24 protein-coding genes are annotated in these 24,577 nt (G+C 64.1%); 14 read left to right on the forward strand and 10 right to left on the reverse strand.

Annotation, left to right across the window (positions count from 1 at the left end):
- Nucleotides 1-5 precede the first annotated feature (5 nt).
- From GGC65_RS12000 to GGC65_RS12015, 4 genes are all read right to left on the reverse strand, one after another.
- Nucleotides 6-389 carry a VOC family protein gene (locus tag GGC65_RS12000; RefSeq protein WP_192647373.1) on the reverse strand — a complete coding sequence of 128 codons (384 nt, stop codon included), beginning with the start codon at nucleotides 387-389 and terminating at the stop codon, nucleotides 6-8.
- A gap of 401 nt (nucleotides 390-790) precedes the next feature.
- A complete protein-coding gene (locus GGC65_RS12005; RefSeq protein WP_192647374.1) occupies nucleotides 791-1,678 on the reverse strand; it encodes a DMT family transporter in 888 nt (295 codons plus the stop codon).
- A gap of 9 nt (nucleotides 1,679-1,687) precedes the next feature.
- Nucleotides 1,688-2,617, reverse strand: a complete 930-nt coding sequence (locus GGC65_RS12010) for a nucleotidyltransferase and HEPN domain-containing protein (protein WP_192647375.1) — start codon at nucleotides 2,615-2,617, stop codon at nucleotides 1,688-1,690.
- A 65-nt stretch (nucleotides 2,618-2,682) separates the two neighbouring features.
- Complete coding sequence (locus GGC65_RS12015; protein ID WP_192647376.1) at nucleotides 2,683-3,618, reverse strand: DUF2493 domain-containing protein; 936 nt, start codon at nucleotides 3,616-3,618, stop codon at nucleotides 2,683-2,685.
- Nucleotides 3,619-4,226: 608 nt separating this feature from the next.
- Here GGC65_RS12015 and GGC65_RS12020 point away from each other — a divergent pair.
- Nucleotides 4,227-4,694: a hypothetical protein gene (locus tag GGC65_RS12020; RefSeq protein WP_192647377.1), complete on the forward strand. Its 468-nt coding sequence runs from the start codon at nucleotides 4,227-4,229 to the stop codon at nucleotides 4,692-4,694.
- A gap of 218 nt (nucleotides 4,695-4,912) precedes the next feature.
- On the opposite strand, the gene GGC65_RS12025 is transcribed toward GGC65_RS12020, so the two are convergent.
- From GGC65_RS12025 to GGC65_RS12040, 4 genes are all read right to left on the reverse strand, one after another.
- Nucleotides 4,913-5,956, reverse strand: coding sequence for a toprim domain-containing protein (locus GGC65_RS12025; RefSeq protein WP_192647378.1), 1,044 nt, complete (start codon nucleotides 5,954-5,956; stop codon nucleotides 4,913-4,915).
- A gap of 198 nt (nucleotides 5,957-6,154) precedes the next feature.
- Entirely contained in the window at nucleotides 6,155-8,344 is a 2,190-nt protein-coding gene (locus tag GGC65_RS12030) for a ParB/RepB/Spo0J family partition protein (RefSeq protein WP_192647379.1), read from the reverse strand.
- Nucleotides 8,345-8,463: 119 nt separating this feature from the next.
- On the reverse strand, nucleotides 8,464-8,865 hold the full coding sequence (locus tag GGC65_RS12035) for a DUF2958 domain-containing protein (protein ID WP_192647380.1): 402 nt from the start codon (nucleotides 8,863-8,865) through the stop codon (nucleotides 8,464-8,466).
- On the reverse strand, nucleotides 8,862-9,869 hold the full coding sequence (locus tag GGC65_RS12040) for an ArdC family protein (protein WP_192647381.1): 1,008 nt from the start codon (nucleotides 9,867-9,869) through the stop codon (nucleotides 8,862-8,864). Before GGC65_RS12040 ends, GGC65_RS12035 begins: the two co-directional genes overlap by 4 nt.
- 202 nt (nucleotides 9,870-10,071) lie before the next feature.
- Between GGC65_RS12040 and GGC65_RS12045 the strand changes: the two genes are divergently transcribed.
- From GGC65_RS12045 to GGC65_RS12100, 13 genes are all read left to right on the forward strand, one after another.
- Nucleotides 10,072-10,263 carry a DUF6771 family protein gene (locus tag GGC65_RS12045; protein WP_192647382.1) on the forward strand — a complete coding sequence of 64 codons (192 nt, stop codon included), beginning with the start codon at nucleotides 10,072-10,074 and terminating at the stop codon, nucleotides 10,261-10,263.
- Nucleotide 10,264: 1 nt separating this feature from the next.
- On the forward strand, nucleotides 10,265-10,594 hold the full coding sequence (locus tag GGC65_RS12050) for a hypothetical protein (protein ID WP_192647383.1): 330 nt from the start codon (nucleotides 10,265-10,267) through the stop codon (nucleotides 10,592-10,594).
- Between the two features lie 10 nt (nucleotides 10,595-10,604).
- Entirely contained in the window at nucleotides 10,605-11,117 is a 513-nt protein-coding gene (locus tag GGC65_RS12055; RefSeq protein ID WP_192647384.1) for a hypothetical protein, read from the forward strand.
- 27 nt (nucleotides 11,118-11,144) lie between these two features.
- Nucleotides 11,145-11,792 carry an SOS response-associated peptidase gene (locus GGC65_RS12060; protein WP_192647385.1) on the forward strand — a complete coding sequence of 216 codons (648 nt, stop codon included), beginning with the start codon at nucleotides 11,145-11,147 and terminating at the stop codon, nucleotides 11,790-11,792.
- Nucleotides 11,793-12,109: 317 nt separating this feature from the next.
- Entirely contained in the window at nucleotides 12,110-12,235 is a 126-nt protein-coding gene (locus GGC65_RS23575) for a hypothetical protein (RefSeq protein ID WP_264081025.1), read from the forward strand.
- A 311-nt stretch (nucleotides 12,236-12,546) separates the two neighbouring features.
- Nucleotides 12,547-13,281 carry a LuxR family transcriptional regulator gene (locus tag GGC65_RS12065; protein WP_225940793.1) on the forward strand — a complete coding sequence of 245 codons (735 nt, stop codon included), beginning with the start codon at nucleotides 12,547-12,549 and terminating at the stop codon, nucleotides 13,279-13,281.
- A gap of 96 nt (nucleotides 13,282-13,377) precedes the next feature.
- Complete coding sequence (locus GGC65_RS12070; protein ID WP_192647386.1) at nucleotides 13,378-14,004, forward strand: acyl-homoserine-lactone synthase; 627 nt, start codon at nucleotides 13,378-13,380, stop codon at nucleotides 14,002-14,004.
- Nucleotides 14,001-14,879, forward strand: coding sequence for a phytanoyl-CoA dioxygenase family protein (locus GGC65_RS12075; protein WP_192647387.1), 879 nt, complete (start codon nucleotides 14,001-14,003; stop codon nucleotides 14,877-14,879). Before GGC65_RS12070 ends, GGC65_RS12075 begins: the two co-directional genes overlap by 4 nt.
- On the forward strand, nucleotides 14,876-15,487 hold the full coding sequence (locus GGC65_RS12080; RefSeq protein ID WP_192647388.1) for a GntR family transcriptional regulator: 612 nt from the start codon (nucleotides 14,876-14,878) through the stop codon (nucleotides 15,485-15,487). The genes GGC65_RS12075 and GGC65_RS12080 overlap by 4 nt, the downstream gene beginning before the upstream one ends.
- A gap of 255 nt (nucleotides 15,488-15,742) precedes the next feature.
- Nucleotides 15,743-16,351 (forward strand): RNA polymerase sigma factor, encoded by a 609-nt coding sequence (locus GGC65_RS12085; RefSeq protein WP_318780158.1) that lies wholly within the window; start codon nucleotides 15,743-15,745, stop codon nucleotides 16,349-16,351.
- A complete protein-coding gene (locus tag GGC65_RS12090; RefSeq protein WP_192647389.1) occupies nucleotides 16,348-17,337 on the forward strand; it encodes a FecR family protein in 990 nt (329 codons plus the stop codon). Before GGC65_RS12085 ends, GGC65_RS12090 begins: the two co-directional genes overlap by 4 nt.
- Before the next feature lie 99 nt (nucleotides 17,338-17,436).
- A complete protein-coding gene (locus GGC65_RS12095) occupies nucleotides 17,437-19,977 on the forward strand; it encodes a TonB-dependent receptor (protein WP_192647390.1) in 2,541 nt (846 codons plus the stop codon).
- Nucleotides 19,978-19,979: 2 nt separating this feature from the next.
- Nucleotides 19,980-22,172 carry a prolyl oligopeptidase family serine peptidase gene (locus tag GGC65_RS12100; protein WP_192647391.1) on the forward strand — a complete coding sequence of 731 codons (2,193 nt, stop codon included), beginning with the start codon at nucleotides 19,980-19,982 and terminating at the stop codon, nucleotides 22,170-22,172.
- Between the two features lie 14 nt (nucleotides 22,173-22,186).
- On the opposite strand, the gene GGC65_RS12105 is transcribed toward GGC65_RS12100, so the two are convergent.
- Both GGC65_RS12105 and GGC65_RS12110 read right to left on the reverse strand, forming a co-directional pair.
- Nucleotides 22,187-23,905, reverse strand: coding sequence for an asparagine synthase-related protein (locus GGC65_RS12105; protein ID WP_192647392.1), 1,719 nt, complete (start codon nucleotides 23,903-23,905; stop codon nucleotides 22,187-22,189).
- Nucleotides 23,902-24,576: a lasso peptide biosynthesis B2 protein gene (locus GGC65_RS12110; protein WP_192647393.1), complete on the reverse strand. Its 675-nt coding sequence runs from the start codon at nucleotides 24,574-24,576 to the stop codon at nucleotides 23,902-23,904. The genes GGC65_RS12105 and GGC65_RS12110 overlap by 4 nt, the downstream gene beginning before the upstream one ends.
- Nucleotide 24,577 lies beyond the last annotated feature (1 nt).

Genomic DNA, 24,577 nt, shown 5'->3' on the forward strand with positions numbered 1-24,577 from the left:
TGAGCCTAATTGGCGCTACCGCTCGAAACGTGCAGGATGTTGTCGTCGGGGTCGCGAAACCAGATCACGCTCAGCGTGCCCCTGGTATGGACGCCGTCGATCACGGCGTCGTAGCCATCCGGATATTCTTCGAGCGTGACACCCTTCGCCAGCAGGTCCGCTGCGATCTTTTTGATTTCGTTACCAACCGACCACACGACGGCATTGGCACGATTGGAGCCGGCGTAGTCGCTCAAATAGACATTGAGCCTGGTCGCACCAGTTCCAAAAACTAAACCAACCCCGTGATCAGCGATGAGAGGCAGGCCGAGGACTTCGCCATAGAAGGCCTTTGCTCGCGCCAGATCGGAACATGGTACGATCGCGGATGAAGCATGATCCTTCAGCATCGGTGAACCTTTTCAAGATTTGCTGCGACTATTTCCCCGGGTGGGTGACAACATCGAGGCATTCCTTCGGCCGGGGTGATGTCAGGATGATAGCGAACGGCTACCACGCAATAACCTGTACCTAGGTTGAGCCGAGTACCTTTGAAGGAACAGGTCTCCTCGGCTGAGGCCAGCTAAACCATCTGCAAAGATCAGAGTGAAAATGAAAAAGGCGGCCCCGAAGGGCCGCCAGGTGAGTGAATGAAGGAGCCCTCCATTCGGGTCGCGACGGGCGCATACAGCAGCCGCCCAGCTACGCCACCCACATAAGATTATTATCCGCAGAATCACGCGGTACCGATGCATGAGGGCAACAGATTCAGCAATTTGCTTTCAAAATTATGCCGACCCTCTTTTTGAAATCAGCGTATCTCACGCTCGACGAGCAATTCTGTAGCCGGCTTTCGGCGCAGGGCCACGATCAGCACGCCAAGCAGAGCCAAGGCTCCGCCGATCCCCATGCGCAGATCGAAACGATCGTGGGTGATGAGCACGCCCAACGCGATCGTGCCGAGCGGAGTCATCAAGGTCAGCGGCGCAATCAAATTGGCTTCGTAATGGCCGATCAGATGATAATAGATCGAGTGCGCCCCGATCGAGACGATGAGCGCGGTGAACAATATCGCTCCAACGAAGGGCCATCCGATATGTCCGGCTGCCGCCCACTGCCCATCCTCCAACGCGAATGACAGCAGACCAAGGACGGTGGCCGATATCAGCCCGACCCATGCCTGAAAGCGAAAGGGCTTCACCCCGACGACCTGCTTCATCAGCACTGCACCTGCAGCCCCGGCGAAAGCACTGGCGGCCACCAGCCAAAGTCCGGAAGAAAGCATCACCCCGTCGGGCCGCCAAGACACGATTACTACCCCGGCCAGCGTCAGCGCGATCCCGAGCCCGCGGCGCCAGTGGATACGTTCACCGAGTAGGAGGATCGACAGAAGCACGGTGAAGGGCACGCCGAGCTGGAGAATGATCGCCGCGGCGGAAGGCGAGGTGGTCCGCAGGCCGACGAACAGAAGCGCAAAGCTGCCGCCGCCGAGCAGCAGGGCGATCGCGACGATCCGCCAGGCCGGACGCGGCATCGGTAATAGCCAGGGCAACATCAGGACCGCGACGACGCTGAAGCGAAGGGTCACATAGAAGAGCGGCGGGATCGCCCAGTCGGTGACGATGATCTTGCTGAGCACATTGTTGAACGCCCAGACCAGGCACACCGCGAAGAGCAAAAAGAAATCCCGGACACGCACGGCCCGGGCCTAGTCCGCGGCCTGCGCGGCTTCTTCCAGTTCAGCTATTCGCTCCGAACAGATCGCATGCACGGCGCGGCCCAGTTCCTCAACCCGGCCCGCCAACCACAGAAGCTCATCCTCGGTGATGCGATAATGCTTGGAGTAGCGCGCCTTCACATAGGCTTCCTTCAGTTTCGCGAAGCGCGCACGATCGGCCTTCAGTTCGCGCGGCCATGCATCGACAAGACGCATATCGATCCGTTCTGCTTGGGTGCGCAGAAATCCGAGATTGTGAACATGGGGCGTGTAGAAAGTGCAGACCAGCAGCACGCCATGATAAAGACCCTCTGTGGTTTGATGGAGATCAAACGCAGCCTGCTTCGTGTATCCCTTTTCCATCAGGAAACGGGCACTCTCGAAACGCTTCATGGAATTTGGAAACCACTCGTCGAAATATTCGCGCGCCATCGCCAGCGCCTGCTCGGGCGTCTTCGGCTTCGGGGTGTGCAATTCCTTGTCGTCGAATTCGTAGAGGGCGATGCCATCTTTCGCGACATCCATGAAGAAGTAGCGGCCATGCGCGAGCCCGTCGTTCACCTCCGACATGGTGTGGACGATGAAGTTCACCGGGGTGTGCAAGGTCTTGTCGATCGCGAGCTCGCGGTTCAGCCGGTCCTCGACCTTCAGCCAGTAATCGACCTTGTCGGTCAGCCTTTTGTCACTCACGATGATCAGCAGATCGAAGTCCGAGCGATAGCCCTTGGCGGTGTGCGGCTCGTCGACCCAGCCACCGCGCGCGTAGCTGCCGTAGAGGATGATCTTGTCGATCCGGCCCTTTTTCTTCCAGTTCATCGTCGCCAGCGCGATGCTGTCGGCGAATTCCTCGAAGATGATCGCCTTCACGCGCTCGAGTTCGCGCTGCTTGTTCGCCGGGAGATGATCGAGATCGGTTCGCATTGATTGTCATCCTGTAATCCCGCTCGCCGGATGGCAAGCATCGTCCGATTCAAAGTGGTGAGAATTCAGCCCGGTACCCGGAAATCCCAGACCGGAATGCCGAATGCGCGCGCCTTGTCGACGAGATTGTCCTGGATACCGGTGCCCGAGAAGACGACGAGGCCCGCCGGCATCGCATCGATCATCCGCTCGTTGCGCTTGAAGGGTGCGGCTTTCTTGTGGCGGTTCCAGTCGGGGCGGAAAGCCACCTGCGGCACGCCGCGGGCATCGGCCCAGCAGGCCGCAGCGCGCTCGGCCCCCGTCGGGGTAGCGCCGTGCATGAGCACCATGTCGCCGTGGCGCGCATGGACCTTGTCGAGTGCCGACCAGATATGCCGATGGTCGTTGCAGGACGGCCCGCCGCTGAAAGCGATGCGCGTGCCTTCGGGGATCAGCGCGGATGCCTTTTCGCGGAGCCGGCGGTTCATGAAATCGCGGCTGTCGATCATCGCGGCGGTCATCGTTTTGTGGCGGACACGCGAGCCGCTGTGCGGGACCCACGCCTTGCGGGCATGCATCCGAAATTGTTCGGCGGCGCATTCGCGGAAAAATTCCATCGTGTCGCGGCGCTCGATCATCGTGATGCCTTCGGCGATGGCGCGCTCGAGTTCGACCGAGCGGATCTCGCTGCCGTCTTGCTCGCGCTGAAGCTGCTTTTGCGCCGCCTCGTTGCGATCGAGCTCGCGCTCGACGCGTTCGCCGGCGCGGTGGAAGATATTGACGACGCTCCAGAGCAGATCCTCGAGATCGGGTTCGATCCGCGTGTCCTGCAGGCATCCGGCGAGCGCATCAAAGATATCTGCCACGGCGCCGCCGGCGAGCCGGTCGTCGGGGAGCGGCCGTCCGTCGGGTTCGTCGTCATAGGGCCGGTGACCGTAGAGCTGCATTTCCTGAAGGAGGATTGCGCTGGCGCCAGGCTCGGTCGGCGGGCCGGGTTCGGGATGGTCGAAGGCGTCGGTCATATCGGGTCTCCGCAGGGGGCCGCGCCTTTCGCGGCCTTCGCGGCGACACTTTGCGGCGCGCGGCGCGTCTCCGCACCGAAGGGGGCGGGGCCCCCGCCGGCCGCAGCGCCAGCGGAGGATGGCGATTGCGCGGCTATTTTGTTTCGCGATGCAAAGGGGCAAAGCCCCGGCGGAAAATAGCCGGGCAGTCGCCGTTGCGGCAGGCGCGCCGCGGGCCGCAGTCGCCCTCCAGCGAAGGCCGAAGGCGCAGACCTCGAAGAGCCCCGGCGCCATGCGACGCAATCGCTTTTCCGTCGCGGCCTTCCGCCGTGTCCCTCGCGATTGTCACACCGCGCCGACAAAGTGCGATCTGCGATCAGCCTTCCGCGCCGACTGGGAACAAAGCCGCAGCGCCGCCCAGCGGTTACCGGTTGCTGCGTCTCCGCTTCGCCGTTTTGCCGCATGACGCCTCACCGCTACACCGCTGACCGCTGACCGCTCACCGCTCACCGCTTCGCGGCCACGCTATACCGGGCATGAACGGCGCATTCAGGACCGATTGTGCGGGAGGGGCGTATTCCAGAGATACGGTCGAACGTCGCTTCGACAGCAAGACAAGGAATGGCACGATGAAAAGCAGAATATTAACCGCGGGCCTGATTGCAGCAATCATAATCCCCGCCGCCGCACAGGCCCAGACCCGCGAGATCGAACGCGATCGCCGCGAAGCCCGCGAAGAGCGCCAGGAATATCGCGACGCCCAGCGTTACGGCGACCGCGACGACATTCGCGAGGAACGCCGAGAATATCGCGATGCGCGCGACGATTATCGTGACGAAGTGCGAGATTGGCGCCGTGACACGCGCTACCAGAATTACCGCGCACCGTTCCGCTACCAGCAGTTCCGCGAAGGCTCGACGCTCCGCCCCAACTATTATGCGCCGAACTACCGGATGAACTATGACCGCCGCTGGGGCATTCCGCAGGCGCGCGGCAATCTGACCTATGTTCGTCACTATGACGATCTGCTGCTCGTCAACCAGCGCAACGGCCGCGTCGTGAAGGTCTATCGGGGCCATTTCGACCGTCGCCGCTAAATAATATTCGTCGCGCTGGCACATACCAGACAAGCAAAGGCCGTCCGTAAGGGCGGCCTTTCGCTGTTCACGACCTGCGGAAGATAGAGGTCGGCAACCAGGCAGGCCGAAACGGATCCTCGTCAGTTTGCCCTTCTTTTTCCGGCCAAGTCCGCAGCCCTATCCGGCCGATTGCCTTGCCCTTTCCGGCCAATTCCCGTTCCCCTTCCGGCCCAATGCTATTCGGACTGCAAGTGCCCGCGGTCGCATTCGGCAAGTTGGGCCGCGAGGCGCGTACGCACATCCGCGCGCCCGAGGGCGCAGAGGTCCGTGTTGAAATCGTCGCGAACGGAGTGGAGCGGGACGAGCTCGATCCCTGCCGCCCCCGCCCGCTCTGACAGCGTCTTGACCGCAGCCTCACCGGCCGCATCGTCGTCGCGTGCGACATAAAGGCGGCGAAGAACCCCAGGGAAACGGATCGCGGCAAGATGCGCGGCCGAGAGGCCCGCGATCATCGGCAGCGAGGGCGCGATTTGGCGGAGCGACAGGATGGTTTCGAGCCCTTCGCCTGCGATCATGACGGGACCGGACGCGCCAAAGCGCACACCGTTGCCGAGCAACTGTCCCATCGCGCGGCGCGGATTGGCGACCGGTGCCTTGCCGCCGGCGGGGTCGAGCCAGGTGCGATGGACGCCGGTGACAGCATCCTTCTCATCGGTGACGGCTGCGATGAGTGCCGGCCAGGCGCGCCGAACGCCGGGCGCGTCACCGGCGGATGCGCGATAATAGCAGCGCGGATGAGAGCGGAGCGCCGGTTCGCCAGGCGCGCCAACGATCGCACGGGTTGAAAGATATCGGTCGGCGATACTCCCCGCCAATCGACGGGAAGCCGCCCAGAGACGGCGTGCCGCCTCAGGCGACCCCGAAGGCGCCTTGCTCGCCCGCCGCGTCGACGAGGCCTCCCCATCATGACATGGCATCGGCAGGCTCAGGAAGCGGCGGGCTTCGGCCAGCGTGTCGTGCATCGATCGGTGGCCGCAGCTGGCGGCAATGATGTCGAGCAGGTCGCCATGCTCGCCGCTTTCGGCATCAGTCCATTTTCCGACCCGTCCGCCCCCCTCGACCGAGGCGCTCAAACGGACGTAGAGACTGCGCCCCGGCGCGCCATGGATATTGCCGACAAGCCAGTAGCGCCCTTCGCGGCGCCCCCGCGGCAAATAACGGCGGCAGACGGACTCGGCATTGTCGGCGAGACGTCGGGCGATATCGGAGATGCTGTCCATCGGGCTCCTCGTGCGCAGCTGGCTCGACGTCGATCTATCGGACGATGTCGAGCGCGGCGCCGGATGCCCCACCGGCAGATGACGGAAGGTTGCCACAAGCGCCGCGCAAATTTCAAGACAAAGCGACTACGGCCAAGTCTGGACCGCAGTCGCAAAAGGCCGGGCAAGAGAGGGCGGCCGAAGCCGCCCTCGCCCGTTTCACTCGGCGGCGATCGCCAGACCGTCGTCGTCCTCATCGCCAAGGTCGCCATCGATCGGGCCGCCCGGATCGGCGGCAGCTTCAATGCCGGCGTCGCCCGCTGCGGCACCATCATCGCCGGCTTCGACGGCATCGAGATCACCGTCATCCCCTTCGCCGGCATCGCGTCCGTCGACATCGGAAGCGTCAATATCAACGGGCGTGCGAAGCGGTTCGGGAAGCCAGCCGCTGTCTTCGAGCAGTTTCTCGGCTTCGCTTGCCATGTCGGGCTTCCTCAGATGATCGATCATCTTCGCAAAAGGCTCGCCGCGCGCTTCGGTGACGTCGGCGAGGATCCGCGGCTTGGTTACGTGCCGGAAATAACCGTCCGCGGTCGGCCGCCATCCCGCCGTGAGGACGTCCAGATTCAGGGCGCGCGCAAGGATATGGCTGTGCGCAATGCGGCGTTCGACACTCCGGCTGGTGACCCGGCCGCTGCCATATTTGGGGACGATCTCGGCCTGCGCATTGAGACCGAGCGATGCGCAATGCGCGAACAGGCTCGCCTGCTCGTTGGCATCGAGTGCAAGGAGCGCCTCCCAGAGATCGGCGTCTTCCTTGGGAAGCCGCGCGCGCCAGTCCTCGTGCCGGGCATCGATCGCCCGCGCCGGGCCGCATTCGCGAAGCCCCGCCGGCTCGTTGGTGAAATAGACCGTCGAGACCGACAGCTCGAGACAGGTTTCGTGGCTGGTCCGGTAGAAGACCGACAGCACGAGCGCATGCAGGACTGCTGCGAATGCGGCCTGCGGATTCTGCGCAAAGGCATCCTGCAACGCGAGCGTACGCCAGGCGGTGAGATCGGACACGAGCCGTTCGGGCAGCGGCTTCAGTCCTTCCTCGTCGGCTTCTTCACCGCCAGCCCCCGAACCGATCGCACCGTCAGGGCCCGCATCAGGCGCAGCGCCCGCCTCGCCGCCGGGTCCATCCTCGCCATCGTCCGCAGCATCCCCCGTCTCGACGACCGGTTCATCCTCGGGCCGCACGAAACCGCGATCGATGCGCACCGTGCCGTCATAATCAACCGACACGAAAGCGCCCCCGTAGATCATCTCGGTTTCGTCGAAGATCAGCGGCCGATCAGTCAGCGCGCCGATTTCGGCTTCGATCGCTTCGAGCCTTGCATGCACTTCGGCGGGCACGTCGGGTTCCTCCGACCATGTATCGGAGAGCGTATCCGCTTCTGCTTCGAGCGCAGCCAGCGTCGCTTCCTCCTCGGCGGTCATCGCGACCTCGGTGCTGACGAGGCGGCGAAGACCGCTCGTCGCGCTCCACGGCAGATCGATCGCGGTCTGGACCCAGAGCCACCCTTCCTTGCCAATGTGCGCGGCGACGGCGCTCAGTTTCTCGTCGACGAGTCGGTCGAGCAGCGCGGGGTCGGTCAGCCAGCCGCCATCGTCGGCCTCGAACAGGTCGCGCACGATCCCGCCGCCCGCGGCGAGATAGGCGTCGACGCTCACGAAACGCACGCGCTTGTCCACTGCACGGACGCTGTTCTCGGTGAGCTTCTGGCGGATAAAGGACGGCGACTTGTTGTAGCTGTGCGCGAGCATTTCCCAGACCTGGACCTGCCGCTCATGATCGTCCGAGACCGTGAAGGCCATCAGCTGGTCGAGCGTTATCTCTTCTTCGGCGTAGAGGTCGTGCAGCACCGGCGAGACCGATGCGAGCTTGAGCCGCTGGCGCACTACGGCAGGCGTCGTCATGAAATGCGCCGCGATCGCTTCGACCTCGGCGCCCTTGTCGACCATCGCCTGCATCGCCCGGAACTGGTCGAGCGGATGCAGTGCCTCGCGCACGGCATTTTCGGCGTAGCTGTCTTCCTCGGCAAGGATATTGGCCGCGGCCTGCTGGACGATGCAGGGTACGGGCGCGTCCTTGGCAAGGCGCTTCTGTTTCACGAGCAGCTCGAGCGCGCGGAAGCGGCGGCCGCCAGCCGGGATTTCGAACATGCCGGTGTCGCCCCCAGCTTCATCGAGCAAGGGACGAACATTGAGACCCTGGAGCAAGGTTCGACGGGCGATGTCGTCCGCGAGTTCGCCAATCGACACGCCGGCCTTCACCCGCCGGACATTGGACTGCGAGAGGACCAGCCGGTCGAACGGGATATCGCGCGACGGGCTGAGGGTGATCTTACGCTTTGCACTGGCCATGGCCATTCTCCACGACGGGCCGCCGCGAGACACTCTCCCGGCACCTGGACCCGTCGCGAAGGCGAAGCCCCCCTCTTCCTCCCGGGGCCGCGGCGCGGCCCCGGCATGTGGCGAGAGCATCATTCGCGCCCCGAAATCATCCGCGCCCCCCGGCGCAGCCTTTGCTCCCTGAGCACGATCGACCCGGCGGCGCGCGCCGCCGCGGCATAGACCGAGAGCGGGTGGCTCGCCGCGAAACAAAGGTCGCGCTCGATGGTGAGACCAAAAGGCAGGCGGAGGGTTTCAAGTTCGGCGACCGAGAAGCTGCCAAGCTCGGGGCAGCCGAAGCCAAGATCGGCCAAGCCGAACAGGATGCCGTCGGCGTCGATCTCGGTCGCGAGCCAGGTCGCGGCGCCGACGGGATTGAAGAGCCGGAGGACCGGCCGCGGATCGGGTTCGCGTTCGCCGCGCGCGACGGCATCGCGCCGCGCGATATCGTTGGCGCGAAGCTCGGCCTCGAGTTCTGGGGTTAGGAGCTTCATGCCGCGACCCTCCCTGCGATATTCGGCATGGTGGCGCCGCCGCCGTGAGCCCCCTCCGCGGCTGGACCTTCTGCGGGGTCGGTAGCATTGGCGTCGGGACGAAAGGCGAGCAGATAGTCCGCCGCTTTCGACGCGGCGCTCGCTGCACGCAGGATCGCTCGATGATCCTCGCGAATGATTTCGAGCCAGGACCCGATGTAATCGGCACGGCGCACGGTCGGCGCGATGCCGATCGCGGCGCAGACGAAAGCGCCGGTCATTTCGGCAACGAGTTCCTCCTGCCCATAGGGTTTCGAGCCGAAGCTGCCGCTCTGGTCGCGGTCGAGGCGGCTCGCATGACCGGTCCAATGGCCGAGTTCGTGAAAGGCGGTGCGGTGCCAGTTGATCGGCTCGAAGAAATCATCGGGCCGCGGCACCGCGACGAAATCATGCCGCGGGCTGTAATAGGCCGACACGCCGCCGATGCGGACATCGGCACCGGTCGCGGCGATGAGCTGCTCCGCCTCGGGGAGGATCAATCCTTCCGGAACGGGTTCCACCGGACGATAGAGGCGCTCGGGCAGGCCTTCGCGCTGGTCGACCGAAAAGACGGTGAATTGCTTGAGGAAGGAGAAGCCGCCTTTGCCCTCGCCGCGCGGATCGCCGGACTCGGTCCGGCCGTTTGCTTCGCCCTTGCCGACGCGGTGGCTGTAGATGATCGCGGTCCCATGCTCGCCGCGCCGCACCGAGCCCCCGAGAGCCGCTGCCTGCCGAAAGGTCAGAAAGCCATGCCCGGTGAAGCCCCGCGCTATGACCGCATGCCAGAGCGTGAGGATATTGATGCCGCTGTAGCGCCGCTCGCTTGCCGCGTTGAACGGCAGTCCGATCGCGGCGCGCGCGGTGCCCCAGGGCTGGACCCAGGGCAGGCGGCCCGCCTCGAGTTCGGCGATGATCCGATTGGTGATCTCCTCATAAAGCGGGACCCGCGGGCCCCGCCTGTCTTGCGCGATTTGCTGTTGCGCCATGTCCGGTCTCCTGCGGCGGACCGGCGGCGAGCCTCTCTCGCCGCACCCATTCGCCATCCGGCCCGGGCCCCGCTCTTCCTCCTGCTCCGGGGACCGGCGGCGTCCGCCGCCTGACCCCGGAGCAGCGGCGACGTTGGCGAAGTGAGCCGACCGGATCGATCGGCCCCTTGTCAGAATGTTCTTCCTATGTTCTCATAAGGACATGGACAGAATCGATACCGCCCGAGTCGCCGAGACCATCCTTTCCGCCCCCGGTTGGGCGCGCGTCGGCATCACCGCGCCGACGAGCCACATCCGGGTCGAGGCGGCGTTCGAGCTCGCGCGCGCGATTGTCGAGAGCGTGAAGCCGGGCGGCGAACCCGCCAGCCCCGACCAGCTTGGGCTATCCCTGTGACGTGGGCGGCTGGACAAAGGACGGACGGCACAATGCCACCAACATCTTCGAGGCCGCGGCCTGGTTTCGCGCGATCAGGCCGGTCTGCCGCTGCGGGCATAGCGCGACCTTCAATCCGTATGGCATCTGGTGGCGCTTCGAATGCAAGATGTGGGATGGCAATCTTGCCAAGGCCCGGCATAAATTCTGGTGCGTCCGCTGCGGCGCGCGAACGGGCAAGCGCGTTCGCCCGGTCCGGATCGACCTTGTCGACCCCGGCCCCGACGACATTGCCCTGCCCATGCCCGACGAACGCGAATGGAAGCGCGCGCTCAGCCGCTTTCGCGCCTAGGAGCTGAGAGATGGATATCGAAACGGACGATGCGCTCGTCGGGATCGGCAAGCTTCACCGTGTCATGGTGTGGGACGGACAGCGCGAGCGCGAAAAGGAAATGCTCTGGGGCTTGCCGTCGCGCGATCCCGAGGTCTTCCAGATCCCGCTGCTCAAGTCCGAAACCGCGATCATCGACCGGCCATGCCTGCTGCTTGCCAACGAGTTCGGGCTCGTGAAGCGCGGCAAGACGGTTTACGCCGCGAGCCTTATCACCGACGAGCCCTTTTTCTGCATCGCGGCGGTCTGGCGTCCGGCGCACCGGCTCTGGCCTGAGAGTTTTGCGGCGCTCACCGTGCCCGCCTATGACGATCTTGCCCCGCACAAGGACCGCCATGTTGCCGTCGTCCGTCCCGACGACTGGTTCGACTGGCTGATGGGCGCGCGGCCACCGCTGGACATTTTGCAGCCCTTCCCCAAGAATAGCTTCAGCATCATGCCGCCGATCCAGCAGAATTTCGACGAGTTGCTCGGAGCGGCCTGAGCCAAACCACGGCAGGGGACCGCCGCCATGTGCAATCTCGTCACGCTCAAGGCCTCGGTCGACGAAGTGGCATCGGCGTTTGGCGCGCGGCGCCCGCTCACCAATGCCCAGCCCGGTGAGGTCTATCCCGGCGGCCAGGGTTTCGTGGTCCGCGGGGATGCGGGAACACGCGCGCTCCAGTCGATGACTTGGGGATTTCCGGTCCGGCTCAAGCATATGAAGCCGACGAGCAAGCCGAAGCCCGTCAACAATGCGCGCGACGACAAGCTGATGACCTTCTGGCGGACATGGTTCACCAATCCGGCGCAGCGCTGCCTCATCCCGATCACGGCCTTTGCCGAGGCCGAAGGTGAGAAGGGCCGGATGACCCGCACCTGGCTTAGCGTCATCGACCAGCCGCTCGCCGCTTGCGCGGGCCTCTGGCGTCCAACCGATGAATGGGGCGACTGCTACACGATGGTGATGGTCGATGCGACCGAGGAGCTTTTCGACATTCACGACCGGATGCCCGTGATCCTCCACGCCGCCGATCATGACGCCTGGCTGTACGCGCCTCCCGAAGAGGCCCTACAGCTGGTCGCAAAATATCCCGCCGAGCGGCTCGCCGTCGAACGCACGGACATTCCTTGGTTCAGCCGCAAACCGCCCGCCGTCGAGGCCCCGACACTTCTTTAGCGTCGCTATAAGCAAAGCCCGACGAGATAACTGGTCGCGGTGCAAGCAGCCTAGGAAATGGCGCCGGCGCGGCGCCAAATAACTGCGAATATAACCTGTGTTAAGTCCGGATGCCGTAGCGTTAACAAGGCCTTGACTCTCATGTCGGGCGAGTTAGCCAGGACGCCTCTTTTCGATCTTCAATGCGACCCAGAAGATTCGGAGAGGGGGGCGACTTTCGATGTGGCTCCTGTGATATCGAAAGCCGGAAGGGCCTCGTCGAACGACGGGCCCTTTTTGGTATGTCCTACATTATCAAGCACTGCCATGCTCATGCCATGACCCGCGAACCCAAATGGAAAAGTCGCGCGATTGCGATCGAGTTTTGGCTCCTCTCGGCCTTGGTCGCGGGATCGTTCATCGCCGGACTCATCGCCGCGATCCGATCGCTCGTCGGCGGCTGATCCGATGGACGCCGCCGGAACACATTCAAACGCCCGCCTTTCGGCGGATGAAGTGTCAAACTGGGCCCATCTCCTCAGCACGAGGTCTTTACGCCATTTTTCCGACTGTTAAACCAAGGCGACCGATCGATCGCCGCGTCGAGGCCGCGAAAAGAACAGCCCGCCCCGCGATGTCAGGACCCGTCGGTGGAATGTCCATCCTTCGTGCGCCTAGGAAAGGAACCGACGGCGCGCGATCCAATGGAGCGGACCGCGGGCAGCCGGGTCGGGACCGTGCCAGCGGCCGATGATCAGACGTGAAGCATTTTCATTTGACGGAGGAACTCGCACAGGAAATCACCGGCGCCCGCAGAGAAGAACAGCTTTTCGCGGCGCTCGCGACTGCCACCGGGCGCATGGGGTTCGATCATTTCGCCCTCGCCTTCGACCGGCGAGGAGACGATGGCGCTTCGATGCTGGTCCATAATTATCCGGATGCTTGGGCGAAGGTCTATGTCGGCCTTGACCTCAGCGCCACTGATCCGATCCGGCGTGCCGGCGAGCGCTCAATCACGGGTTTCCAGTGGCGCGATGTCGATCGCTATGTCCCGCTGTCTCGCGGCGACCGCCAACTGCTGAGCGTCGCGCGCGACAGCGGGGTAGGTGATGGCTTCACCGTCCCCCGCCACTTGCCCGGAGAGGCGACCGGCTCCTGCTCTTTCGCGGTCAGCCCGCGCGCGGTCATGCCGGCGGACATGCTGCACGCCGCCGAGATCCTCGGCGCGATCGCGATCGCATCGGCGCGCGAACTGATCGGGTCCGCCTCCTTACGACCGCGCCCGGTCCTCACCGAGCGTCAACGCGAATGCGTCCTCTGGTCGGCGCGCGGCAAGACGGCAGGTGAGATTGGCGATATCCTGGGGATTAGCGAAGAGACGGTGGTGCGCCACCTCAAGATGGCCCGCGACCGTTATTCGGTCCATTGTCGCTCGATGCTCATCCTGTGCGCATTGTTCGACGGGCTAATCGGCTTTTCGGATATCTACGACTGGTGGCGTCCGAACTGAGCGCGACGCAAATCGCGAAATGCTTGCCCAGAAATGGGCATAGGCGACCCGCGGGATTGATGGTCTGATTCCGGCTCCACAAGCCAAGGAATTCTTATGACCACTCAATCCACGCGGGCGCATGATGCGCCCGGGAATGCCGCTTTGCGCGCCATGTTCGCAGCCCGCAAACAGGTTTTCATCGACCAGCTGAAATGGGATCTGCCTGCCCTCGACGGCCGTTTCGAAATCGACCATTTCGATACGCCGGATGCCCGTTACCTGATCCTGCTCGATCCTGACGATCTGCGTCACCGGGCATCGGCACGGCTCCTGCCGACAACGGCGCCGCATCTTCTCGGCGACGTCTATCCCCAGCTTTGCACCGACGGCCCGCCGTCCGGCGAAGGCGTGTGGGAGATCAGCCGCTTCTGCCTCGATCCCGCGCAAACGCGTACCGAGCGCCGCGACGCCCGTAACCAGCTTGTCACCGCGCTCGCGGAGCATGCTTTGCAGAATGGCATAAGCCAGTACGTCGGCATCGCCGAAGAGAGCTGGTTCGGCAAGATCAGCAAATTCGGATGGACCTGTCGCACGCTCGGCCCGGTCCACACCGATGGTATCTGCGACCTTCTCGCGCTCAACATCCACATCGACGAGGACACGATTGCCGGGCTCAAGCGCACCGGGACCCACGCGCCGCTTGCCCTCAAGTTCGAGGAAGGCGGGGAGCGCGCACAATGAAAAAGAACCTGACCGAAGCCGATCTTCCTGCCCTGCTCGTCGATGAGCTGCGCCGCAAAGGCTATTGCATCCTCGGCAACGAGGCGATCGGGCGCGTCCACGCCCTCGCCAGGGATCTCGATCCGATCTTTGCCGCGACGCCTTTTTGCGAGGGCAATTTCTACGGCTGCCGGACAAAGCGCTTCGGCGGTCTGCTCAAGCGATCGGAGCACATGGCCGCACTGGTACTCAACCCGCTCATCCTTTCGGCCGTGGAGACTATTCTCGGCACCGGCTGTGACCGGATCCAGTTGAATCTCACCCAGGCGATCGAGATTCATCCGGGCGAGGTGCGGCAGTTCCCGCACCGCGATCAGGATATGTGGCGCGGGGCCGACGGCACCCAGGAATATCTCGTCAATGTCCTGTGGCCGCTCACCCCGTTCACAAAAGAGAATGGCGCCACACGCATTTTCCCGAAAAGCCACGGCGTGTTGGGGATGGCGAAAACCGATCTCGGCCAGCCAATCTTCGCAGAATGCAAGCCGGGCTCGGCGATCTGCTTTCTGGGATCAACTGCGCATGGGGCGGGCTCCAACCTCAGCAAGGAGGTCCGGCGCGGCGTGCTCGTCAGCTACAGCCTCGGCTGGCTGAAGCCCTATGAGAATCTCTGGCTGTCCTATCCACCCGACGTCGCGCGGCATTTCCCGCCCGAGCTTGCCGCGCTCGCCGGATATGCACAGCATCGCCCCAATCTCGGCAATTACGAAGGGCAATGCCCGTCGATCCTGCTGCAGGACGACATTCCCGACCAAATCGGCGCGATCGACGCGCTCCGTCCCGACCAGGCCGGCGCTGTGTCCGAATATGCTGCTGCGGAAAGGAACGGACAATGAGCCCCGCGCATGTCTTCGAGCCGACTTATGAGGCGATAAAGCGCCGCCTGCTCACGGGCGAATGGTCCAGCGGCACGCGCATTGAGGCTGCCCGCCTCGCCGACGATCTGGGGGTGAGCCTGACGCCGGTGCGCGACAGCCTTTACCGGCTCAACGGCGAGCGCATGGTCGACTTCACGCCGGGCGAGGGTTTTCATGTCCATCGCCTTACCGAGACGGAGTTTCGCGACCTGCTTGAGCTGCACCTGATCCTGTTGCTCGCCGCGCTGGCGACGGCGCCGAAAGGACCGGCGACATCATTGCCCGCCGACCAGCCCTATCCCGATCGCGTCGCCGACCTATTCCTTGCAATCGCCGAACGCTCGTCGAACAACGAGATCGTAGCGAGCATCGCGGCAATCGGCGACCGGCTTCAGCTATCGCGGCATTTCGATGCCATGATACTTGGCGATCTGGAGGGCGAGATTGACGCGATCGCCACGGCCGTCGCCGATGCCGAGCCGCAGGCACAGATCCGCAACCTTCTGCTCGGCTATCATGAGAGACGCGCGCATGAAGCGGCGGCCTACGCCCGGACGCTTGCGGGTCACCCGGGCCGCCAACTGTAAGCGCCAGCGGGCGGAAGGATGATGCTTTTGCTTGTCAGCGCTGCCTAGAATTGACATGATTCCGCCGCGCAGGAGCATCGCTGGCAGCTTCTGCGCGGAATTTTCCGCCAGGCATTATTAGCGCCAGTCCTCAACGGGACCGGCGGCCCAACCGGACCATGGACCGCGCGAGCGTCCGAACGGCGGCACAGCACTGGGAGACGGGCATCCGGTCGCGACCGGCTGGTCCCGCTTGTGCCTCCGGGATACTCTGTCGTGTCTTCCTGTACCTGCGACGACCGCGCACCGCCGCGTCACCCCTTTTCGGTGTCTTCGGGCTGCCATGCGCATCCCGACGATCGTCCGCCGCCGGTCGAACAGCGGACGGGGGCCGGGCAAGATCTGGACGCCGTCTACCGGACGCATCGCACGTCGCTTTTTCATTTCCTGCGGCGAAAGGCGGGACCGGAGGAAGCGCCGGACCTGGTGCAGGAAGTCTTCGCGCGTGCGGCGGGCAGCGCACAACGCCATCAGCTCATCAACCCGGGCGGATTTCTTCGCCGCATCGCCCAGAATCTGCTGATCGACCGCGCGCGCCGCCAGAAGTCGGCGCCGGCGATCTTCTTTCCGCTGCGCGAAGACAGCCATGCCGTCACCCCTGCCGCGCAGGAGTGGAACCTCGAAGCTGCCGACCTGCTAGGGCTTTACGAAGCCGCGGTTGACGCCATGCCGCCAAAGACGCGGCGCGTCTTCCTGATGCACCGGGTGGACGAACTCAGTTATCGCGAGATACATGAGCTGCTTGGAATCAGCATTGCGACGGTGGAATATCATATGATGAAGGCGCTCAATCAGATTTCGAAGGCGGTGGACGGCCGCCGATGACAAGGACAAGCGGCGGCGACTATCCCGTCGACGAGGTCGCCCAAGCGTGGCTGATCAAGATGCGCGGCGAGGATGCCGGCGCACTGCGCGGCGAGTTTGAGGCGTGGCTGCTCGCATCGGCCGAACATGGCGAAGCTTATGTTCGCGCGCAACGGCGAATGTCGGCCCTGTCGGTTCTCAAGACATCGCGGCGTCACGGAGCAAGCCATGCCGAAGCGCGGCGGGGCCACGTCCGCGGCTGGCTGCCATGGGGCGCCGCTGCAACCGCGATGGCGCTGCTGATCCTCGCATTCGGAGCCGTGGGGGCCTCGCTTCCCGGCCAGCCTGGCACCGCTTCGATCGCGCGCGCCGCCGAACCCCTGGTGACGCAGCGCGGCGAGATCCGCACGTTCCGGCTCGCCGACGGATCGAGCGCGACGCTCGATACCGACAGCCGGCTGGATGTGGAGTTTGGAAACGGCGCGCGAATGATCCGCCTGATCAAAGGCCGGGTTCGTCTTTCGGTCGCCAGGCAGAATGGCCCGCTGCATATTGCCGCGGGACGGGGCACGGCCACCGCGAATGATGCCGAGATCGATCTGAGCGTCGACGAGGCCGGCACCGTGACCGTTGCCCTCCGGCGCGGCGAAGCGGATCTACGCACGGACATGAATATCGGCCCGGCTACAGCATTGTCTGCGGGACAGGCGCTGACCTATCGACGGGACGGCAAACTGCAGCATGCCGGGGCACCGGACCCTGACATTCCGACGAGCTGGCCGGAAGGCTGGGCCGAATATCATTCGATACGGCTCGATCAACTCGTAGCCGAGGCCAACCGCTATGCCGTGCGGCCGATCATAATCGACGACAGTTCGATCGCGGCTCTCGATGTGTCCGGACGCTTCCACATCAGCCAGAGCGAGCGGTTCGCCGAACGCATCGCGCGCCTGTTCGGCCTCAGGGTCGAACGGGAGGCCGACGCCATTCATTTGCGCCGCCGATAATTTTTTCGTCGATCGCCTAAGGGCCTCCTCTTCGCCCCGTCAACGTACCCCCACTGGCCGCCTGCCTGAAGCACGGCCGAGACATTTGGGGGAGTGAATATGTTGAAAAAGTCCCGCTCGCTGGTTGCGCTACTCGTCGGCAGCGCCGCCTGCCTATCACCGGCCGTAGCATTGGCCACGCAGCGGGAGCGCCAGTCCTACGACATTCCGGCGCAGGATCTCGGCGCCGCGCTACGGACCGCGGCGACGATCGCCGGCATCGAGCTTTATGCATCTTCGCGCGATCTCGAAGGAAAGACGGCGCCGCCGCTCAAAGGCGAAATGACGCCGCGCGAAGCGATCGATGCGCTGCTGAAGGATAGTGGGCTCGCGGCCAAGTTCGATGCCGGCGCAGTCATCATTTCAAAAACTGCGCTCGCGCCCTCCCGCTCCGATGCCGTGAGCGAAGAAGAGCCCATCATCGTGACCGGTTCGCGTATTGCAGGCGCTGCCCCGGCCGCTCCGGTCATCCGAATTACCGCAGAGGATATCCGGAGAGCTGGCCAAAACGACCTTGGCGAGGTCGCGCGCAGCTTGCCGCAGAATTTTGGCGGTGGCCAGAATCCCGGCGTTGGCAACGGACAAGGCGCAGGCAATGAAAATGCCAACGTCAATGGTGCCTCGACCTTTAACCTGCGTGGGATCGGTCCCAACGCAACGCTGACGTTGCTCAACGGAAACCGCTTTGCCTACACCGGCGTGTCGTCGGTGATCGACATCAGCGCGATCCCCGTGTCGGCGGTTGAACGCGTTGAGATCATCGCCGACGGAGCGTCGGCAATTTATGGTGCCGATGCGGTTGCGGGCGTCGTCAACATCCTGCTCAAACGCGACTATGATGGGCTCGCGGCAATGGGCCGGCTCGCCGCTTCGACCGATGGCGGTAACTTCCAGACGCAGGCCGGTCTGCTCGGCGGTACCGTTTGGACATCCGGTGGCATCATGGCCGCCTATGATTTCAGCCGCTCCACTGCGATCCGCGCCAGCGACCGCAGCTACACCGCCGCCGCCAATCCCGGGACAACCTTGTTTCCGGCGCAGCGCCGCCACAGCTTGCTTTTGAGCGGCCATCAGGCGCTTGGGGATGATGTAACCCTCAACGCCGACATGCTCTACAAGCGCAGTCACAACCACAGCATAACCGCCTTCACACTTGACGCCGCACCCGAGGCATCGGGGTTCGACGCGGTGAGCATCTCCGAAATCGTCGGCATCGCGCCGGGGTTCGCGGTCGAACTCGGCGACGACTGGACGTTAAAGACCGCAGGCTTCTTCGGGACCGACCGCACCGGCGGAGCGACGCGTCTTTTCGCCGGAGGCACCGAGCTCGCACGCCTTGACCGGCACTTCTTCAACCGCAACATCGCGATCGAAGGCGGATTCCAGGGTCCGCTGTTCGCGCTGCGCGCGGGCGACGTCCGTCTGGCAATTGGCGGCGGCGCCCGTCGCAATTTCTTTCGTTCAGTGTCGCCGACGGGAACGCTCGCCCGGCGTCGCGACAATATCTTCGCATATGGCGAAATGCATATTCCGCTTGCGGCGCCTGCGCAGGGGATTTCGGGTCTGCACCGGCTCTCGCTCACGGGTGCACTGCGGTTCGAGGATTATTCGGACGCGGACGGGATCGTGACGCCCAAGCTGGGGCTGGTCTGGGAACCCGTCTCGATCCTGCGGCTCGGAGTCTCATGGGGTCGCTCGTTCAAGATGCCGACCCTCGCACAGCAATATAGCGGCTACACCGCCGTCCTCGCGCCGGCGTCGCGCTATGGCGCCGGACTGCCGGCGACGGCAACCGTGCTCTATGCGGCGGGACCCGACAGTCGCATCGGACCCGAGCGCTCGGAAAACTGGACGCTCAGTGCGCAGCTAACTCCGGCCGAAGGTCTCGACCTATCGCTGTCCTGGTTCAATATCGATTATCGCGACCGGGTAGCGACACCTTTTTCTTCGCCTGCGGGCGCGCTCGACAATCCCATCTTTGCGGACTCGATCGTCCGATCGCCCGGCGTGGCGCTGCTGGATGACATCATTGCAGGCGCGCTGCCGCCGTTCCAGAATGTCACCGGCGCCGACTACGATCCTGCGAATGTCGTCGCCTTTCTCGATCTGCGCGATCGCAACATCGCACGTCAGCGTTATCGGGGTGTCGACCTGTCGCTCCGCTATCGCTTCGCGCTTGGCGGAGGCGAGCTCTCGCTGTCGGGCGCCGCCACGCTGCTGCAAAGTCGACAACAACTCCGCCCTGATGCGCCTTGGACGAACCTCGCCGGCACAGTTTTTCATCCGGCACGCTTCCGGTCGCGGGGCGGGGTAGCCTGGGCGAATGAAGAGCTATCGGTCGCCGCCTTCGTCAGCCATTCGGGGGCGCTGGTCGATGCCCGGCGCGCGACAGCCGTGCGGGTGCGCGGGCTCACGAGCTTTGATCTCAACGGCGACTTGCGGATCGCTGACGGAACCCGCGTGTCATTGAGCGCGCTCAACCTTTTCAACGCAAAGCCCGCGGCGATCTTCACCGCATCGCCCGCCGAAACCCCCTACGACACGACCAACAATTCGCCGGCGGGACGATTTCTGGGGATCACGCTGCGGAAGGAGTGGTGACGATGGAGCGCCCGCTGCCCCCTCGGGCCATTCTCCTCACATGGGTGACGGCCGCCGTCGCGGCAGCATCGACGCCCTCCAGCGCATTGGCAGAAGGGCGGCGCTGGACACTCGACGATCAGCTGACCGTGCCGGAGCTCCGGGCGATCGCGATTGCCGCCGACGGCGACAGCGCCGCCTATGTGACGCGCGTCGCCGACAGGGCGACCGACAAGACCGTCGCGCGATTGACCTTGGTCGATCTGAAGAGCGGTGCGAGCCGCGAATTGTTGCGCGCGGATTGGATCGACCAGCTCCGCCGCATTCCGGGGAGCAAGGCTTGGAGCGCGTTGATCGATCGCGGTGAAGGCGTGCAGCTATACCGGATCGAGGCTGACGGGCAGGTCGTGCCGATCATCGTCCACCCAGCGACGGTGCGGTTCGGTGAAGTCGATGGCTGGCTCTTGCCGGGGTTCGCACACGCGCCGCTCGGCGTAGGGGTTAAAGCCTATAGCTGGTCGCCCGACGGACGCTGGCTTTTCTACCTCGTGCTCGACGGTATCCACCCGGAGCGTGGTGTGCAGCATGACGAGCGGGTCGCCGAACTGCGGGGTATGCGACGACCGCGAGGGCAGGCGACCGCCTCGTTTTATCTTCGCGCCGCGGATGGTTCGACGCAGCTGGTTGCCACACGGCCGCGAAGCGATCTCCGGACGCTCGCCTCAAAGGGCGACGTCAACTGGACCGCGACTGGGTTCGAGTATGTATTGATGGATGCCGAAGAAAGTGGCCGGCAACGCAAACGGACGATGGCATGGTCATTCGCCGAGAAGCGGTCCCGCGAAATGGGCTCGACGGTGCAGATTGCGTCGTGGATGCTACCCGGCCCTCGCGGTGGAGGTCTGGCCGCTGAAGGGCTTGGCGACCGCCGCGAGATCATCGAGACAGACGGCCACGGCAGGCGGCACAGCTATGGTCTTTTTCCCTTCTCTGTCGGCCACGGAGCCGCCTTTGGCGGTTTCCGGACGACCAATGGCCGGCGCGCGATCGTCAACGCGCGAACAATCGAGGATGCACGGTATGGGATTGCCGTGATCGAAAACAGAGGATTGCGAACAATCTGGGGCGAGGCGAGCCTTACTAAATGCGATTTCACGCCGACGCTCGACGCCGGGGCGTGCATTGCCGAGGGACAAACAAAGCCGCCAGCAATCGTGAAGGTCGATGTCGATGCCGGCGAAGTGGAACCGGTCGCTTCGGTATCGCCGCAGCATGAAGAGATCGAGGCTCTCAAGGTGACGCCGAGGAGCTGGATCAATCGCTATGGCCACAAAGCCACAGGCTATGTCGTGTGGCCGCGCGATTATGACGCTCGAGCGCGCTATCCTGCGATCATCGTTACCCATGGGACGGACGCCGACCAACGCTTTGCCGTCCAGGAGAACCAGTGGGAATATCCGGTTCAAATGCTGGCCGAGCGCGGTTACGTCGTCCTGTTGGTCAACGACCCCGCTCCGCGCCAGAACGCCGAAATTCGCGACGCGTATGACGCGTGGACGCTTCAGCGGGCGGCGCTCGCGCCGGAGGACATGCGCAAGCTACTCTGGCTCTCTGGGGTCGCAAGCTTTGAAGCGGCGGTCGAGGAACTCGCGGCAGAAGGGATCATCGACAAGGAGCGCGTCGGCATCGCGGGCTACAGCCGCGGATCGCAAATGGTCAATGTTGCGATGACACACTCGACGATGTTCCGCGCTGCGTCGAGTGGCGACGGTGCCTATCTCGAGCCGGTCTACGAACCGGACATGCCGGATTCCTATCATGCCGTTTTCGGAGGGTCGCCGTTCGATCCCAAATTTTTGCCAAACTATCGCGCGCTGTCGCCATCGCTTCGCGCCGCCGAAGCATGTGGGGCCATCCTTCAGCAAGTCGCCGCACCGCACACAGGCGCGATCGATTTCTACAAAGCGCTCCGCGCCGCAGGCGTGCCAGCCCAGCTCAGCCACTTTGCGGGGGAAGACGACAGCTCGGACGAAACCCATATCTTCCACATCCCGTCGAACCGCATGGCGGCGATGCAGGAAAATATTGCCTGGTTCGACTACTGGTTGAAGGGAGAACGCGATCCGGCCTCGATTTCGGCGAGCCGCTATGCGGAATGGGACAGGATGAAGAGAGCCGCGCCGACGCGTTGTCCGGTCGTTAAGCAGCCTGCGTAAACAAAATACGGACGCTAGGTCTTTCCTTCCCACCAGCGCACCCAGGTTTCAGCGCCGCACAGCGTGAGGATCCGATGGTCGCGTCCGTCGTCCTGCCAAGCGGCCTCTGCCGCCCGCTCGAGATAGGCCGGATCGAGCAGCCCGGCTTCCACCAGGCGGCCGCCTCGCAATAGCTCGAGTGCCTGCGGCATATGCGCATCGAACAGCCGCCGCAGAAAGCCGCTCGGGCTGCCCTTGGTCCGCCGCTCGATCACCAGCGGCGGCAGATCGGCCGCGAACGCCGCACGCGCGACGGCACGATCGCGCCCGCCCCTGACCGCATACCAGGTCGGAATGGAAAGGCAGAGTTCGAGGATTGGCTGCGACAGAAGTGGCGCGATCTGCGGCGGCGCATTATCTCTGGGATAGAGCTCTATGCTCTTCTGCGCGCGGGCGAGCATCGCGACATAGGCCTTCTTCCCGGGAAGCGTGTCGGGGGCAGCCGCGAGCCACGGGTGGCGGTCGCTTGCATCCTGGGCAGCCTTCCCGGCCTCGATCGTCAGGCCGCTGAGGTCGAAGCGGATCGGGTGCGAGGTCCGCCGGTTACGCAGGCGCCGCCAACCATGCGCCCACACGGTCGCGAGCGGCGAGCCGGTTAGATCGGCCAGGTCGCGCGCCGTCGCGAATAGCCCGGGCGTCGGTCCCGATGCCAGAAACCGGTCGGCAAGTGGTGCGGCGCTGTGCATATTGCAGAAGACATTGTCGCCGCCGTTGCCCGTGAAATAAGCATCGACGGGCTTTTCCTCATCGAGCGCGGCATGGACGGCTGCGATCGCTTGCATCAGATGCGAGCCGCTCGGTATCGAGCTATGTGGGAGGACAGCGCGCGCAAGGTCGATCGTCGCGACATCGTAGAAGCGGGCGTTGAGGCCGACACCAAGCTGTCGGGCAAGCGCTTCAGCGTAGCGCCGTTCGTCGCCATCGGTGCCGGGCTCGGCCATGGTGAGGCAACGCAAGCCTGGCGTGCGCGGTACCGCCGACGCCGCGACAATCGAGCTGTCGACCCCGCCGGAAACGCCGAGCAGGATGGAATCGAAGCAAATCGTCCATGCGCCGACCGTGTCTTTGACCACGCACCGAAGTTCCTCAGCCGTATCGGCAAAACTCATTGTGGGACGTCTCCGCACATGCGTCCATGGCGACCAAGCGGTATTAATGGCGGAGCCGGTGGAGGTTGTGCTGAGGCACTCGCCCGGAAGAAGCTCCTCGATGCCGGCGATTCCGGTCTTCCGACCCAGCGCATCGACGCTGGCGAACATGCGCGCGAGCACCGAAAAATCGACTCTGGCGGCCCCAGGTTCAACAAGGGCGGGCATGTCGCTGGCCGCGCGGACGCTGGCGCCCGATCGCGCCACATAGCATGGAAGCATGCCGGACGGGTCGCGCAGCATATGCACTCCGCCGTTTGGCTCGATGAAGAGTGCAACATAACCGCCCCAATATTCATCGAGCAGCGAAGCGCCGCGGGTCGCGATGATCCGTTGCTGCGCGGAAGGATCAAGCTCGGTGATGCGACCGCAGGGGCTCTCGCGGCGAAACAAATAGCCCGCAATGCAGCCCGCCCGCCCCAGCGAGATCAGCGGCAGACCGCTCCAGACGCGCAAACTCGGCGTCGCATAGTCCGGTGCAGACTCGCTGTCGGCAGTCGGCGAAAGACCGCCCGCGGCGACTTCTGCCCGAAACCAGAAACTCACGACACCGCCACAATCGGTCTGAAGTTTTGAACACGGTCGAGTGGATCACTCAGCACCGTCTCGCCCAGCTGCACCCAGCAATGCGCGGCGAACGGCAGCCTCACTCCGATGACAAGCTCCGACGCCAAGCCGCGGCGGGCGAGCATCGCTCGCATCGCTATACCGTGTGCGAGACACTGGTCCTCCGCGTTTGCGTATCGCGCGGCACGGCTAAAGGCGGCTGCGAGCGGTACACAGAGTTCAATGTCGGGTTTGCCCGCGTGCAAGGGTGCAAGGAGCGCCGATAATGGCTCTCGCCTGACCCGGCGCCTCGCAATAACCTGCTGGGCCAGGGCTTCTGCAACGAGGGCAAGGCTTGGGGCAGGAAGAGTTTCCTCGAACAGGCTGGCATTTGCGGCGGTTGGTAGGCGGCGTGGCGGGATCGGCTCGCCAGTCTCGATCAACCCTCGTTCGATCAACCACAACATGGCGTCGGACTTACGGTCGCCGGCCAAAAATTCGGCGAAATATCCAGCCGCGCCACCCTCGAGAAGGAAATAGCGGCTCCCGGCGATATCCAGAAAGACGAAGCGTGCGCCGATGGCACAATAGCGGAGCGAGGTGCGAAGCCGATAGGCTGTCATAGCTTGGGACAGATCGGCGTGCAGCCGGTCGATTGCTGCACGCCGCATC

It is taken from the genome of Sphingopyxis sp. OAS728, from assembly GCF_014873485.1.
Lineage (GTDB): Bacteria > Pseudomonadota > Alphaproteobacteria > Sphingomonadales > Sphingomonadaceae > Sphingopyxis.

Excerpts from the sequence above, each read along its gene's own strand:
- GGC65_RS12000 (WP_192647373.1), bottom strand. The coding sequence starts at position 389 with ATGCTGAAGGATCATGCTTCATCCGCGATCGTACCATGTTCCGATCTG.
- GGC65_RS12010 (WP_192647375.1), bottom strand. The coding sequence starts at position 2,617 with ATGCGAACCGATCTCGATCATCTCCCGGCGAACAAGCAGCGCGAACTC.
- GGC65_RS12015 (WP_192647376.1), bottom strand. The coding sequence starts at position 3,618 with ATGACCGACGCCTTCGACCATCCCGAACCCGGCCCGCCGACCGAGCCT.
- GGC65_RS12020 (WP_192647377.1), top strand. The coding sequence starts at position 4,227 with ATGAAAAGCAGAATATTAACCGCGGGCCTGATTGCAGCAATCATAATC.
- GGC65_RS12025 (WP_192647378.1), bottom strand. The coding sequence starts at position 5,956 with ATGGACAGCATCTCCGATATCGCCCGACGTCTCGCCGACAATGCCGAG.
- GGC65_RS12030 (WP_192647379.1), bottom strand. The coding sequence starts at position 8,344 with ATGGCCAGTGCAAAGCGTAAGATCACCCTCAGCCCGTCGCGCGATATC.
- GGC65_RS12035 (WP_192647380.1), bottom strand. The coding sequence starts at position 8,865 with ATGAAGCTCCTAACCCCAGAACTCGAGGCCGAGCTTCGCGCCAACGAT.
- GGC65_RS12040 (WP_192647381.1), bottom strand. The coding sequence starts at position 9,869 with ATGGCGCAACAGCAAATCGCGCAAGACAGGCGGGGCCCGCGGGTCCCG.
- GGC65_RS12045 (WP_192647382.1), top strand. The coding sequence starts at position 10,072 with ATGGACAGAATCGATACCGCCCGAGTCGCCGAGACCATCCTTTCCGCC.
- GGC65_RS12055 (WP_192647384.1), top strand. The coding sequence starts at position 10,605 with ATGGATATCGAAACGGACGATGCGCTCGTCGGGATCGGCAAGCTTCAC.
- GGC65_RS12060 (WP_192647385.1), top strand. The coding sequence starts at position 11,145 with ATGTGCAATCTCGTCACGCTCAAGGCCTCGGTCGACGAAGTGGCATCG.
- GGC65_RS23575 (WP_264081025.1), top strand. The coding sequence starts at position 12,110 with ATGACCCGCGAACCCAAATGGAAAAGTCGCGCGATTGCGATCGAGTTT.
- GGC65_RS12070 (WP_192647386.1), top strand. The coding sequence starts at position 13,378 with ATGACCACTCAATCCACGCGGGCGCATGATGCGCCCGGGAATGCCGCT.
- GGC65_RS12075 (WP_192647387.1), top strand. The coding sequence starts at position 14,001 with ATGAAAAAGAACCTGACCGAAGCCGATCTTCCTGCCCTGCTCGTCGAT.
- GGC65_RS12080 (WP_192647388.1), top strand. The coding sequence starts at position 14,876 with ATGAGCCCCGCGCATGTCTTCGAGCCGACTTATGAGGCGATAAAGCGC.
- GGC65_RS12090 (WP_192647389.1), top strand. The coding sequence starts at position 16,348 with ATGACAAGGACAAGCGGCGGCGACTATCCCGTCGACGAGGTCGCCCAA.
- GGC65_RS12095 (WP_192647390.1), top strand. The coding sequence starts at position 17,437 with ATGTTGAAAAAGTCCCGCTCGCTGGTTGCGCTACTCGTCGGCAGCGCC.
- GGC65_RS12100 (WP_192647391.1), top strand. The coding sequence starts at position 19,980 with ATGGAGCGCCCGCTGCCCCCTCGGGCCATTCTCCTCACATGGGTGACG.
- GGC65_RS12110 (WP_192647393.1), bottom strand. The coding sequence starts at position 24,576 with ATGCGGCGTGCAGCAATCGACCGGCTGCACGCCGATCTGTCCCAAGCT.